General features: G+C 40.3%; 14 protein-coding genes. 11 read left to right on the top strand and 3 right to left on the bottom strand.

The window, feature by feature from the left end; translation table 11 throughout:
• The first annotated feature begins 116 nt into the window (after nucleotides 1–116).
• The 3 genes from CR194_RS17420 to CR194_RS17430 are packed head-to-tail and all read left to right on the top strand — an operon-like array spanning nucleotide 117 to nucleotide 2,661.
• A complete protein-coding gene (locus tag CR194_RS17420; protein WP_110611413.1) occupies nucleotides 117–914 on the top strand; it encodes an ABC transporter ATP-binding protein in 798 nt (265 codons plus the stop codon).
• 26 nt (nucleotides 915–940) lie between these two features.
• Nucleotides 941–1,891 carry an ABC transporter substrate-binding protein gene (locus CR194_RS17425; RefSeq protein ID WP_110611415.1) on the top strand — a complete coding sequence of 317 codons (951 nt, stop codon included), beginning with the start codon at nucleotides 941–943 and terminating at the stop codon, nucleotides 1,889–1,891.
• 26 nt (nucleotides 1,892–1,917) lie between these two features.
• Nucleotides 1,918–2,661 (top strand): ABC transporter permease, encoded by a 744-nt coding sequence (locus CR194_RS17430; protein ID WP_233254409.1) that lies wholly within the window; start codon nucleotides 1,918–1,920, stop codon nucleotides 2,659–2,661.
• Nucleotides 2,662–2,705: 44 nt separating this feature from the next.
• Here the strand turns inward: CR194_RS17430 and CR194_RS17435 are convergent, their stop codons facing one another.
• On the bottom strand, nucleotides 2,706–3,155 hold the full coding sequence (locus CR194_RS17435) for a winged helix-turn-helix transcriptional regulator (protein WP_110611418.1): 450 nt from the start codon (nucleotides 3,153–3,155) through the stop codon (nucleotides 2,706–2,708).
• 142 nt (nucleotides 3,156–3,297) lie between these two features.
• On the opposite strand from CR194_RS17435, the gene CR194_RS17440 reads away from it, so the two are divergent.
• The 7 genes from CR194_RS17440 (at nucleotide 3,298) to CR194_RS17470 (ending at nucleotide 11,385) form a co-directional block, all read left to right on the top strand.
• Entirely contained in the window at nucleotides 3,298–3,828 is a 531-nt protein-coding gene (locus CR194_RS17440) for a DUF4242 domain-containing protein (protein ID WP_110611420.1), read from the top strand.
• A gap of 30 nt (nucleotides 3,829–3,858) precedes the next feature.
• Nucleotides 3,859–4,926, top strand: a complete 1,068-nt coding sequence (locus CR194_RS17445; RefSeq protein ID WP_332888681.1) for an acyl-CoA dehydrogenase family protein — start codon at nucleotides 3,859–3,861, stop codon at nucleotides 4,924–4,926.
• A 545-nt stretch (nucleotides 4,927–5,471) separates the two neighbouring features.
• Nucleotides 5,472–6,113, top strand: coding sequence for a TetR/AcrR family transcriptional regulator (locus CR194_RS17450; protein ID WP_110611422.1), 642 nt, complete (start codon nucleotides 5,472–5,474; stop codon nucleotides 6,111–6,113).
• Complete coding sequence (locus tag CR194_RS17455) at nucleotides 6,110–7,027, top strand: ABC transporter ATP-binding protein (protein WP_110611424.1); 918 nt, start codon at nucleotides 6,110–6,112, stop codon at nucleotides 7,025–7,027. The genes CR194_RS17450 and CR194_RS17455 overlap by 4 nt, the downstream gene beginning before the upstream one ends.
• Nucleotides 7,027–8,631, top strand: a complete 1,605-nt coding sequence (locus CR194_RS17460) for an ABC transporter permease (RefSeq protein WP_110611426.1) — start codon at nucleotides 7,027–7,029, stop codon at nucleotides 8,629–8,631. Before CR194_RS17455 ends, CR194_RS17460 begins: the two co-directional genes overlap by 1 nt.
• Nucleotides 8,632–8,755: 124 nt before the next feature.
• Nucleotides 8,756–10,489, top strand: coding sequence for an ABC transporter ATP-binding protein (locus CR194_RS17465; RefSeq protein WP_110611428.1), 1,734 nt, complete (start codon nucleotides 8,756–8,758; stop codon nucleotides 10,487–10,489).
• Nucleotides 10,490–10,584: 95 nt separating this feature from the next.
• A complete protein-coding gene (locus CR194_RS17470; RefSeq protein WP_110611430.1) occupies nucleotides 10,585–11,385 on the top strand; it encodes an aminoglycoside N(3)-acetyltransferase in 801 nt (266 codons plus the stop codon).
• A gap of 493 nt (nucleotides 11,386–11,878) precedes the next feature.
• On the opposite strand, the gene CR194_RS17480 is transcribed toward CR194_RS17470, so the two are convergent.
• Complete coding sequence (locus CR194_RS17480) at nucleotides 11,879–12,295, bottom strand: potassium channel family protein (protein ID WP_110611434.1); 417 nt, start codon at nucleotides 12,293–12,295, stop codon at nucleotides 11,879–11,881.
• 115 nt (nucleotides 12,296–12,410) lie between these two features.
• Here CR194_RS17480 and CR194_RS17485 point away from each other — a divergent pair, with 115 nt between their 5' ends.
• A complete protein-coding gene (locus CR194_RS17485) occupies nucleotides 12,411–13,286 on the top strand; it encodes an SMP-30/gluconolactonase/LRE family protein (protein WP_110611435.1) in 876 nt (291 codons plus the stop codon).
• A 79-nt stretch (nucleotides 13,287–13,365) separates the two neighbouring features.
• Here the strand turns inward: CR194_RS17485 and CR194_RS17490 are convergent, their stop codons facing one another.
• On the bottom strand, nucleotides 13,366–13,707 hold the full coding sequence (locus CR194_RS17490) for a hypothetical protein (protein WP_110611437.1): 342 nt from the start codon (nucleotides 13,705–13,707) through the stop codon (nucleotides 13,366–13,368).
• Nucleotides 13,708–13,947: the final 240 nt, after the last annotated feature.

Here is a 13,947-nt window from a genome sequence, read left to right on the forward strand (position 1 = left end):
GCACATAAACTTTTTAAAAATTAAGGTTGTTTTTTTTAACTAAGTATCATAAACTAATTAAAACAAAGTAAACAGGTAGGCATTATAAAATTTATTGGGAATTATAGGAGGCGGGCATGGGAAGTATCTCCGAACAAAAAATTTTAGTCGAATTAAGAAATGTAGATAAGGAATTTATGAAGCAGGGTTTACCAGAGAAAGTACTAAGTGGCATTAACTTTGATGTAAAAGAAGGAGAATTCGTCTCTATTTTAGGAAAGAGTGGTTGTGGAAAGAGCACGCTGTTGAATTTAATTGGCGGATTCGATCAGCCAACCAGAGGAGAATTGCACTTCGATGGCATGCCAGTAACGAAACCGACACGCCGAGCGATCATGCTGTTTCAATTTTATGCGTTGCTTCCTTGGCGGTCGGTGTTAAAAAATGTGGAGATTGCCTTGGAACCGGAAGGGCTTTCTAAAGAAGAAAGCCGCGAGCGAGCGATGAAATACATTAAATTGGTCGGTCTTGAAGATAGCTTGCATCAGTTTCCTTCTCAATTATCAGGAGGGATGCAGCAACGGGTAGCCATTGCAAGGGCGCTGTCTATTCAGCCAGAGCTGATTCTTATGGATGAGCCGTTTGCGGCATTGGATACATTTACCAGGTATTACCTACAGGATGAATTGTTACGAATTAAGGAGCAGGAAGGAACAAACATCATTTTAGTTACTCATGACATAGATGAAGCCGTTTATTTGTCTGACAGAGTCTTTATTATGGATGCGAACCCTGGAACGATCCGTAAAAGAATACCAATTCAACTTCCAAAGCCTCGTGACCGCTCACATAGCGATTTTCAATATTATCGAAAGTGGATTCTCGATGAATTTAACTTCGGTCAAAAACTGGATGGTTTGGAATTTAACATTTAAAGGCTTGGAAAAAGGAGGAGCGTTCAGTGAAAGCATCGCAGAAGTTAGGAAGTTACTTCCTTGTCGGCTCACTGGTATTGTCAGCTTGTGGAAGGCCGACACCAGGGGAGAATGATGTCATTCGTATCGGGCATTTACCGATTACCCATGCAGCACCTTTGTATTTTACAAAAGAATATGAAGAAGAATTACTGAACGGGGCTGAAATAGAGCTTGTTCGGTTCAGCAGTTGGATTGAACTAATGGACGCGTTAAATGCCGGAAGAATTGATGGAGCATCCGTGCTTTTTGAGTTGGCGATGAAAGCGAAAGAGAGAGGGATCGGTATCAGTGCTGTTGCCCTAGGGCACCGAGAAGGAAATGCCATTGTGGCTTCTCATGACGTGGATGAAGTTGCCGATTTAAAAGGGGAAACAGTAGCGATCCCTCATACTCTATCTGCCCATAATCTTCTTCTAGATGAAATGCTTCAACGAGAAGGCATGGCCTATGAGGATGTCAATGTGGTGGAAATGCCGCCACCTGAGATGCCGGCGGCGTTATCAGAAGGCCGTATATCAAGCTATATTGTGGCAGAACCCTTCGGCGCCTTAGGAGTCACGTTGGAGGCGGGGCATGTTCTCTACCAATCTAACGAATTTTGCCCTGATAGCTGCTTATGCTGCGCCCTTGTCCTTCGAGACGATTTCATGGAAGAAGCTCCTGAACTAGCAGATCAATTTGTTGAAGCATATTTAGAAGCAGGGGTAAGGGCTGACCAACAGACAGAAGAATCTCTTGCGGCTCATTCAAACTATTTAAATGTAACAGACGAAGCATTGGAGCTGTCCCTAGGTTGGATTACGTATGAAGATTTAAGTATTGGTGAAGAGGAATACGAACACTTACGACAACGTCTGATCGAGATGCAACTCTCTGATCAACCGCCGACGTATGAAGAATTTATTGATCAATCCTATTTTGAAGAAGAGAGGTGATACTGATGAAATATTTATCCATATTCATGTATGCTACAGTGTCATTTCTCCTTGTTATATCGGCATGGCAGCTAGTCATTTTCTTCGGAGATTATCCGGAAGCATTATTACCGTCACCATTCATGGTATTCCAAGGAATCATTTCCCTTATTCAAGATGGAACATTGTTTGAGCACGTTCGAGTGAGTTTATTCCGCTTTTTTGTAGGTTATTTGTCGGCCGTAGTGGTTGCTATAGCTCTAGGCTTGATTCTTGGTCGGACAACGAGGGTATGGAAGGTAATTGATCCTATTGTTCAAGTGCTTCGCCCTGTGGCGCCAGTAGCTTGGGCCCCATTCATTGTACTCTGGTTTGGTATCGGCAATATGCCTGCCATTGTCATTATTTTTATTGCAGCGTTTTTCCCGGTATTGCTGTCGACAGTTTCCGCTGTGAAGAAAATAGATAAGACGTATTTGAAATTGGCGCAAAACCTAGAAATTGGGAAATCATCACTTTTATTAAAGATAATCTTTCCAGCTGCATTTCCTTACATCGCCAATGGTCTTCACATAGCGGTAGGGACAGCGTGGATTTTCTTAGTAGCAGGAGAAATGATTGGGGCACAATCAGGACTTGGTTACTTAATCGTAGACTCCAGAAATGCTCTTGATCTAGATCTTGTTCTAGCAGGGATCTTCTTTATTGGAATTTTAGGCTTACTCCTTGATAAATCGATCGGACTGTTTGAAAAGTGGGTTGGCAAGCAATGGGGTGTGCAAGGTTCTTAACAAAACAGCCACGCTACATGATTTGCGTGGCTGTAACAAAGAATTTACTTGTTTAATTGGTGTTCTTCCACAGGAACAGGGCTCACGTCTGCTCGGTCAACATTAGTCTTACAGGAAGGACAATAATGCTGTAGTTCTACCTCGTGTTGACATTCGTTATGAACAAGCTGCTTATAGCAAATGTCGAGGTTATTACGTCCCCATACGAGAAGAGCGTCAAATACCAGCTCTAGTTCTCGTCCGCTGTCCGTTAATGTATATTGATAGCGTGGCGGGTGTTTCGAGTAAACACTGGATGCCACTAAACCTGCTTCTTCTAAATGCTTTAGACGATCAGAGAGTAGATTAGCTGAAATACCATCGAGGCTTTTCTTTAACTCATTAAATGTTTCATTCCCAACAAGAATGTCGTGAAGAATGAGCAACGTCCAGCGATCACCGACGATATTCAATGTTTGCGCAATATTGCATGGAAGTTTGTATCTTTCCTTCATTTATATCAAAGCTCCTTGTGAAACTAGTTTCTAAGTTTATTATACCCCACCAAGGTAGAATAAACCAAGTGAGTTGATTTAATTAACTAAGTATAATAAAATAACCTTATAAAGATAAATACGATTCTCAGGAGGGATTTACTTGGCACTTTATCTTGTCGAGTCATCATTAAATGAAAAAATCAAAGAGCAAGAGGCATTTGAAGCAAAGGTAGAGCAGTTGCAGAATCAACTTGGAAACAATGAACTGATTGAGGTTCAAGTGGCCAGTGATTTTTCACGAGCTTTCTTTATTTTTGAAGCGGAAAAAGAAACAGCACTGACAGGATCACTTGATATTTTAGGCATTCCTGTAGCTTTAACGAAGGAAGTGCGCATCGTTGGTCAAGAGTTAGAAGAGGCTAAAAAGCAAAAAGAGAAGATTAATTATTTAGTGGAATGGAATTTACCGGAGAACTTAACGATGGATCAATATTTGGAGCGAAAGAAAACGAACTCGGTTCACTATGCGGAAGTTCCTGAAGTATCTTTTTCTCGCACGTATGTGTGTGAAGATATGTCTAAATGTTTGTGCTTTTATGATGCGCCAGACGATGAAGCAGTCGTCCGGGCTCGTGAAGCAGTAAAAGCACCTGTCGATCAGATTACACAGCTTTCTTCAAAAAAGAAATAGTCCACAGCTGTTGGTGAGGAGGGAAGAAAAGTGGTCCTAACAAGTAATATGAACAAATTGGATGATTTGCTGAAAGATCAATTAAAACCAGTAGTCAAGCAGGTGGATGAGAAGGCCTATTATCCGAGAGAAGTGTTACTAGCGATTGGTAAAGCCGGCTATCTTTCCTCTCAAGGGAAATCTCTTAATGGAGCAGCAGCGGAGGAAATAGAAGTTGTGAAGCGCACATCCGCTTACTGTATGACAACAGGTTTTAATCTCTGGTGTCACTTAGCGGCATTGACGTATCTTCGTCATACACCCAATAACGAATTGAGAGATCGACTATTACCGAAGTTGGAAAATGGAGAGGTGCTTGGCGGTACCGGTTTATCAAATCCAATGAAATATTATGCAGGACTTGAATCATTGCATTTGAAAGCTGCGAAGACAAAGGGAGGCTATGTTCTTTCTGGGGTCTTACCTGCCGTATCAAACTTAGGATCAGATCATTGGTTCGGGGTTATAGGAGAAACGGAAGAAGATCAACGAGTGATGTTCCTTGTCTCCTGTAAACAAGAGGGTCTCACATTGAAAGAAAAAGTATCTTATCTCGGTATCAATGGGAGTGCTACCTATGCCTGTAACTTCAATGAGGTTTTTATACCGAATGACCAAATTCTTTCAGATGATGCAGATTCCTTCGTTAAACAGATTCGACCCTATTTCGTCGCTTATCAAATTCCATTAGGGCTTGGCGTCACCAGTGCGGCGATCGCATCGATCAATAAGCACTGTCATAAGCAAGGGGGTTGCAACGAGTTTTTACCAGTGCAAGTGGATGACATAAGTGACAGGCTGGAAAAAATAGAACATGCCATTCAACAGGTTTTCAAAGAACCTTCGAAAAACGTAACATGGGAGTTAATGTTACCGATCAGAAGAGACGTTGCCTATTTGACATTAGACGCGGTTCACACCGCTATGCTTCATGCCGGCGGATCTGCTTACTTGAAGAACAGTGCAGATGCCCGCAGGTTGCGAGAAACGTATTTCTTAGCTAATTTGACACCTACCGTAAAGCATCTGGAAAAAATGCTAACGGGTTTTAGTAAGTGAAAGAGGGCATGACCCGACTCATAAAGTCGATAAAGCAAGTAAAAAAGAATGAAGCTAGTTAAAGGCTGTCGCCAAAAGTATAACTTTTGGTGACAGCCTTTGTTTTTTTATGAAATGATAGATTTTTGAGTTCTGGATAAGTTTCCGCCAGTTCATAAATATCTTTTCGGAATAAGAAAGGGGACAAACGAGCCACGTCGTTCCGGTGTACTGGACTACAGCACCTCTCAAACGGGATACAACCACCGTCAAACAGACTACAGAACCTCTCAAACAGGATACACGGATCGTCAAATGGAATACAGAACGGACTCCACTATTTAGACTAATTCAAGTATGTCCTGATTCAAGAAGAAAGTTGAGTTCGTCTTTATAAGTAAGGCTTTCCAGTTTAGCTTTATTCTTTTATTCATTCTATAGTAACGCATCTTATTACTCGTTAAATAAACATATATTTGAAAAAATATATTGACCACAGTGGTCGACATGATATATATTTAAATCGACCATAATGGTCTAAAAGTGTAAGAGGAGTTGATCGGCCTTTGTCATCCTTATTTGAGAATCTCGACGAAGAGAAGAAGCAACGTATTTTAAATGCAGCCTTTCAAGAATTTGCTGAACATGGATTCGAGAAAGCTTCCACCAATCGTATTGTAAAGAAGGCGAAAATTGGCAAAGGGATGCTGTTTTATTACTTTAATAATAAAAGAGAACTATATTATTATCTTATCGACTTCAGCTTAGACTTAGTATTAAAAGATTACTTAGAACGAATTGATACGAGTGAGACAGACTTTATTGAAAGGCTTAAACGAACGGCTAAATTTAAGTTGTCTATTTTCGCCGAGAACCCACATCTGTTCAACTTTATCGGAGCGTTTGTCTTGGTGGAAAAAGAAGAATTGCCTTTAGAACTTAAGGAAAAATATGAGAGGCTTTATCAACTTGGACACACAAAACTTTATGACAACATCGATTATTCCTTGTTTAGAGACGATATTGACGTTAAGAAAGCATTTAAGCTTATTACTTGGAGTATTTATGGCTACGAAGAAGAATTAAAACAAAGGTTGAAAAGGCAATCGCTTGCCGAAATGGATTATGAACCACTTTTTGAAGAGTTTTATGACTATTTGGAAGTGCTCAAAATTAGTTTTTACAAGCAGGAGGGGGAGAAGAAATGAGAGTATTGAGTACAAAAGGACTGACCAAAAAATTTGGTCAATTTACAGCTTTAAATGGTGTGGATCTAGATGTAAATAAAGGAGAAGTATTCGGATTTATCGGGCCGAATGGAGCAGGGAAATCCACGACAATTCGAGTACTATTGGGGATTTTGAAAGCAACGAAAGGTAAAGCAACCATATTTGAACTGGATGCTTGGAAGGACGCGGTAGAAATTCACAAACGAATTGCTTATGTTCCTGGTGACGTTACCCTATGGCCGAATTTAACTGGCGGTGAGGTGATAGACCTGTTTGTAAAATTGCGTGGCACAAATCATAAAAGCAAACGGGAAGAATTAATTCGCAAGTTCAAATTAGACCCTACTAAAAAATGCCGAACCTATTCAAAAGGTAATCGTCAAAAGGTAGCATTGATTGCTGCATTTTCTTCAGAGGCCGATTTATACATTCTTGATGAACCGACGTCTGGGTTAGACCCTTTAATGGAAAGAGTCTTTCAAGAGTGTGTGTTAGAGGCGAAACAGGATGGGAAAAGTATCCTTTTATCCAGTCATATTCTTTCGGAAGTTGAGAGGCTTTGCGATAGAGTAGGGATCATTCGAGAAGGTGAGATCATTGAATCGGGAACGCTAGATGAACTTCGTCATTTAACGAGAACGCAACTTCAAGTGGAAACATCCAAGCCTATCGCTAATCTCTCAAATATAGACGGAGTTCACAATATAGAGAAGCAAGAGCGATCTGTTACTTTCCAAGTAGATTCAGAGAAATTAGAGGATGTCATTAAGCATATTAGTATGTTCGGAGTAACGAAATTAGAAAGCTCACCTCCAACATTGGAAGATTTATTTATGCGTCATTATGAAGGAGACGACCGAACCTTAAAGCCAGGAGACGGAGGTAAGTCCTGATGAATGAGCGATTGTTTAAAAATACAAGTGTACTTTCGAAGTTGATTCTGAGAAGAGATCGACTAAGATTCATCTTGTGGATCCTTGGAATTTCAGTCTTGACGATTGCTACGGCAGTAGCCTTTCCTGACTTATACAGAACAGCTACAGAGCGCCAACAATTAGCCGAAACGATGGTGAACCCTGCTATGACCGCTATGGTGGGACAAGGGTATGGTTTGGATAACTATACGTACGGAGCAATGATGGCTCATCAAATGCTTGGTATGACAGCACTTCTCGTAGGGTTAATGAATGTCTTACTGGTAACTCGTCACACTCGATTAGATGAAGAAGACGGCAGAACGGAGATGATTGGAGCTCTCCCAGTAGGACGATTGTCTCCTCTTGCGTCATCCCTAACCGTAATGCTAGGTGTCAATTTTTCTTTGGCTTTAATGATTGGATGGGGACTTTATGCCACGGGTATTGAAAGCCTTGATCTAAACGGCTCCCTTCTTTACGGTTCGGCAATAGGCTCGATCGGGCTCTTTTTTGCAGGAACGACAGCTCTGTTCGCTCAATTATCAGATAATTCCCGTGGTACGGTTGGTTTTTCCATTGCCTTATTAGGGATAGCTTACTTAATTAGAGCGATTGGAGATGTCAGTAATGAAACGTTGTCTTGGTTGTCTCCATTTGGTTGGATTCTTGGTTCTGAAGCATATGTGAATAATTACTGGTGGCCGATTATATTAACGTTGGGTGTTGCAATTGCCCTCGTGGGTATCGCTTTATACTTAAACGTGATCCGAGACCTAGGGGGCGGATTTTTACCTTCAAAACCGGGAAGAAGCAATGCGTCGCCTTTTCTACAAAGCCCTTTAGGGTTAGCGTTTCGTTTACAGCGAACCGGATTTATCGCTTGGGTGGCAGGCGTGTTTGTGATGGCAGCTTCCTATGGTTCGGTATTAGGCGACACTGACACACTTATTGCGGATGTTGAGATGATGATGGAATTTATGGAGCCAGTGGAGGGCGCGGCGCTGACCGATCAATTTATTACAATGCTCATGGTCGTCATGGCTATCTTAGCTTCAATTCCCACCTTAATGATGATTTTAAAACTAAAAGGCGAAGAAAAAAATCATCGCACGGAGCATGTATATAGCTTGGCTGTTTCTCGGCAAAAACTCCTGGCAAGCTATCTTTCGGTTTCCATCTTCACTAGTATCGTTATGCTTGTCGCCTCTGCAATAGGTATGGGCAGTATCGGGGTTGTTGTCATAGAGAGTGATATCACTTTAGGGACGTTTTTTAGCTCAAGCCTCGTATATCTTCCAGCATTGTGGATGATGACTTCTTTTGCTGTATTGCTTATTGGATGGGCGCCTAAATACACTGGTCTTACATGGTTATACTTAGGTTTTTCCTTTGTAGTGGTGTATTTAGGTGGGTTATTTCAGTTTCCCGATTGGATTTCGAGCTTGACGCCATTTTCTCACGTGCCGGACTTGCCAGTGGAAGAGGTGAACCTTTTTACTCTTATAATCATGACAGTTATCGCTATCTTTATTACTGCACTTGGATTTGTTGGTTATGGGAGAAGAGATATTCAAGGGTAAAGGGTTGAAATCCTTAGTGAGATTAGTGCTTGAGCAGCAGATTACCTTTTCTACAATGCTATAATTGAAGAAGTTGAATTAGAATAACGACTGCTGTAACGCACAAGAACAGGAGCTGCTAGGGATGAATGATGAAAATAGAAGTATCAAACCATTTGTGTCACTCATATGGAAAGCTAAAGTACCGAAATGGCCTTTAATTGCCGGGTTAATAGCCAGCTTGTTAACGACGCTAACAGGTCTTGCTGTCCCTTTATTAACGAGAGATTTAGTCGATGGATTTTCCGTCGATATGCTCAGCTTTACTTTGATGGCTTTTATCGGCATCGCATTCATTATCCAAGCGCTCGTTAGTGGATTATCGATTTATTTATTAAGTTTTGTTGGTCAAAAAATTGTCGCAGGTTTACGTAAGTTGATGTGGATTAAACTGATTAGGCTTCCAGTTAGCCACTTTGACGAAGAATCCAGTGGGGAGACAGTCAGCAGGGTAGTCAATGATACGAGTGTGGTCAGAAATTTAATTTCGGATCATTTCCCTCAATTTGTTACTGGGATTATTTCGATCATAGGTGCCGTAACGATCTTGCTAATCATGGATTGGAGAATGACATTGCTCATGCTGGTTTCCGTGCCAGTTACATTAGCCATCATGATTCCACTAGGAAGAAGAATGGCGAAAATATCTCGTGGACTGCAGGATGAAACGGCGAAGTTTACTGGACATATTCAACAAACGTTAGGCGAAATACGATTGATGAAAGCCTCTAATGCGGAATTAAATGAAGAAATCAAAGGCCTTGAAGGGATCGAGTCGTTACGTAAATTTGGGATGAAAGAAGCGCGGATTTTTGCTTTAATAGCTCCTTTAATGTATCTCGTTGTCATGGTAGTGATCGTGATGATTATTGGTTATGGGGGGATTCGGGTAGCCAATGATACGATGACTACTGGCTCACTAGTTGCTTTTTTACTGTATCTGTTTCAAATTATAATGCCGATCACCTCTTTTGCGACCTTTTTTACTCAGTTGCAAAAAGCAAAAGGGGCGACTGAACGAATTATTAGTATTCTAGATCTACCGTATGAAGAGGGACAGCAAGGTCTTGAGAAAGAAATAGCTAACGAACCGGTTGTTGTAAGGAATGTGTCTTTTTCATATAACGAGAGTGAACCTGTTTTAGAAAATGTGACATTTGAAGCTCAGCCAGGTGAAATGATTGCCCTCGCCGGACCTAGTGGGGGTGGTAAAACGACCATGTTTGCCTTGCTAGAACGCTTTTATGAACCTACTTCCGGGGAGATTCTTATTGGGAATACCCCGATTAGCCAACTTTCGATGGAGGCTTGGCGAAGTCAAATAGGGTATGTGTCCCAAGAAAGTGCCATGATGTCGGGGACGATTCGAGAAAACTTAACTTATGGACTTTCTAAAGATGAAGCCATTTCAGATGAACAGTTATGGGATGTAGCAAAAATGTCTTATGCTGATCAATTTATTCGAGAGTTCCCTAAAGGATTGGATACAGAAATTGGTGAACGAGGTGTTAAATTATCAGGAGGACAAAGACAGAGAATTGCGATCGCTCGCGCTTTTCTAAGAGATCCTAAAATCCTCATGATGGATGAAGCAACGGCCAGTTTGGACAGCCAATCAGAAAGTATTGTTCAACGAGCATTGTACCGTTTAATGGAAGGGCGTACTACTTTTGTTATCGCTCACCGACTATCCACCATTGTAGATGCAGATTCAATCATCTTTATCGAGAAAGGAAAGGTAACCGGAAGAGGGACGCACGATGAACTAGTCGACATTCATCCTTTGTACCGAGAATTTGCTAAACAACAGTTGAAATAATTCATGAGGAACGATGGACTTAGAACAAACGGGAGTATCTATATGAACGGCTGGAATTTCTTATTCAAGAAATAGATTAAGGGGGGGACTAAGAAATGGAAAAGATAGTGAACGATACAAAAAAACTTAATACGATAGAGACATTGGAAAATGATTTAAAACAATTAGGTCTCAAACCTGGTATGACAGTACTTGTTCATTCTTCGTTATCTGCAATAGGATGGACAAATGGAGGTGCTGTCGCAGTTATTCAAGCGCTAATGGAGACGGTAACAGTTGAAGGGACCGTTGTGATGCCGACACAGAGTGGAGATTGGAGTGACCCGAAAGAATGGGAGGCGCCAGCGGTTCCAAAAGAATGGTGGGAGCCTATCAGACAAACAATGCCCTCTTATCACCCTAATATTACGCCTACAAGAGGAATGGGACGGATCGTCGAAGTATTTCGGTCTTATCCAGACGTTATTAGAAGCCTACACCCTGCCGTTTCTTTCGCGGCCTGGGGGAAAAATAAGCAAGCCATTATTGAAAATCATCGTTTAGATTTTGGACTTGGAGAAACTTCACCTTTAGGAAGGTTGTATGAGTTAGAAGCGCAGGTATTATTTATAGGAACTGATTATGAGACGAATACATGCTTTCATTTAGGGGAAAACCGTGCCGTAAATCCTGTAATAGAGATAAAAGGAGCACCCATTGAAGAAGGCGGCCAGCGTGTTTGGAAAACGTATGAAGAAGTCGCTTTTGAAGAAGATCTATTCCAAGAAGTAGGCAAAGAATTCGAAGCAGTTAACTCGATAAACATGGGGGAGATTGGGCAGGCCAAAGCCCGGTTATTTTCGCTCGTGAAAGCGGTTGACTTCGCTACAGATTGGTTTAATAATAAGAGGAAATAAAATTGAGCATCCCTTTCTTAATACGAAGAGGGATGCTCTTTACTTATTAATCTTTTAATATGTTCTTTCGGTTCCCAACAATTAAACTTATAAGCGGGTTTCGTTTCAAAGCCTAATCTGGCACAAAAGTAGTCAGTTTTATTATTTTTTTTAATGTGAGCAAAATGTATGCAAGTAGCACAACAATGATAATCCTTCATCTAAGCCAACCCTTTCATCTGTCAGTTTGTGCCATCGTATCACTAGAGGGATAGACTGTATAGAAGTAATAACTAAATGATATCTAAAATGAAAGAATAGACTGTGCAGTAAGTTTTAAAGAGACGAATTACCAATTAAATAAACGTTTATTTAAAACTTATAAAACGACAAACATTTAGACATTTTTTTAGAATATCAAGCGAATGAGACTGGAAAATAACGAAAATTGCTGAAATTTCCCGGGAAATGGCATAAGGTGTTCCGTGTACATAGCCTAACAGCAAACACTATTTTAATCATCTTTATTTTTATTGTCATTTGAATTAGAAAGAGCTTTCATTACATATGCAGCCGGAAGCAATAATCCAAGACTTGCTTGAATGAGAGAGAAAAAACGAGCGCTGCCAATAGGGACAAAATCGCCGTAGCCGACAGAGAGAATAGTAACGCCGCTAAAATACAAAGCTTTCCCGAAAGTTACATTTACGGAGTCATCTGTTGGATCATTAACTTTTAGAACTGGAGCTTCAAGTGAAAGTAAATAATATAGAAAAGCAAAGCCAAAAGTAAGCATGGTAAGTACCAGAAATAACTTTATCATGAGAGCAGAGTTTAAATAACTACCCTTATATGATTTATTTGTGAAAAAATAGTATAGGTTTACGATTAAAAAAATGATGGTAAAGCCAATAAGAAGACTTGAAATCATGTTACCACTCCTTTCTAAATCTCAGCTTCCCTTCTTAAACAAGGTTAAACATACGTAAGAAGGTGCAGCTTCATATAAAAAAGAGTTTCAAAATGAACAAGAGAGGTGAATGTTTATGTTTAAACCAGAATTAGTATTAGATGCAAAAGCCACTTTAGGAGAAGGGCCTTTTTGGGATGAAATAAATAATAAGCTTATCTGGGTAGATATCGATGGGCGAACTGTGAACGAATACGATCCTCAGTCTAGAGTAAATAATAGCTATTCAATGGAACAAAAAGTTGGAGCGGCGGTGTTGAAAGAATCTGAAGGAATGCTCCTAGCAATGGAGAATGGTTTTTACAGTTACAATCCGGAAAACGATAGACTAGAAGCCATTTATGATCCTGAATCTCATATATCAACAAATCGCTTTAATGATGGGAAATGTGATCCTAAAGGAAGATTTTGGGCAGGAACAATGGTTCTAGAAGGGGAGAAAGGAGAAGGGAATCTGTACCGAATGGATCTAGACTTATCTGTGCATGTTGTTCAGACAGATGTTACTGTTTCTAATGGAATGGCGTGGAACATAGATAAAGAAAAGATGTATTACATTGATACAGAAACGAAAAAAATAAAATCATATGACTTTGATATGGAAACAGGGGAAATAGCAAATGAACAGGTAGTGGTTACTATTCCGGACGGAGAAGGTAGTCCGGATGGAATGACAATCGATGAAGAAGGAATGCTTTGGGTGGCCTTTTTTGGTGGGTGGAAAGTGACAAGGTTTAATCCGGAAACAGGAGAGGAACTATCAGTTATTCCTGTACCTGCTGCACAAGTCACTTCATGTACGTTTGGTGGAGAAGATCTCAATGAATTGTATATTACAACGGCAAGAGCGGGCTTATCTAATGAAGACCTTAAGGAACAACCCCATGCAGGTGGAATCTTCTCCGTGAAACTTGATGTAAGTGGTGCGCCATCGTATAGGTTTAGAGGTTAGCTTCTCATGCGAAAGCATTATACCACACAAAAAAACGGCTATAGGCCGTTTTTTTGTGTTTAAAGAACAAATATCATATTTATCCCCACCTTATATACATAGTCAATCTGCAGCACAAAGCACTTTGGGGAGCATCTGTAAAAGTTAGCGTCATCGACATAGGCGTATAAGAAATAGATACATTTAAAGATGTGCCTGCTTCATTAATAATTTCCTCCACTTCATTATCCTGTCCTGCCTGAGCTGCTTCCATGATTCGGTGCATTTTATCTGGAGAGTTTCTGAGAGAGTCAATCACTTGGTCGGCTTTACTTAATAAGGAAGGATATGTTTGTAGCGACTGTTGAAATATAGAAATATCGACAGGTGGGTATTGCCTATTTCGGTAATAGTGAGGGGCATAAATAGGCCGGTAATACATATCAAGGTTCCTCCTTTCTTTTCTCAATGTATGAATAGCGATCTCGAAATATAGTAAGAACAAAGGGTGATCATAATGAAAGTGATGAAATGGCGAAGTTATTTGATTAAATTAAAGCAAAGCAAATATAGCTCTCTTTCAATCTTTCCATTACAAATAAATTCCCTTCAAAAGGTCCTTTCAAATACTCGATATAGTATCAATATATAAACATATAAAAAAGTCATTGATTTTATTATT

This window comes from Salipaludibacillus keqinensis, assembly GCF_003226325.1.
In the GTDB taxonomy this organism is placed as follows: Bacteria; Bacillota; Bacilli; order Bacillales; family Salisediminibacteriaceae; genus Salipaludibacillus; species Salipaludibacillus keqinensis.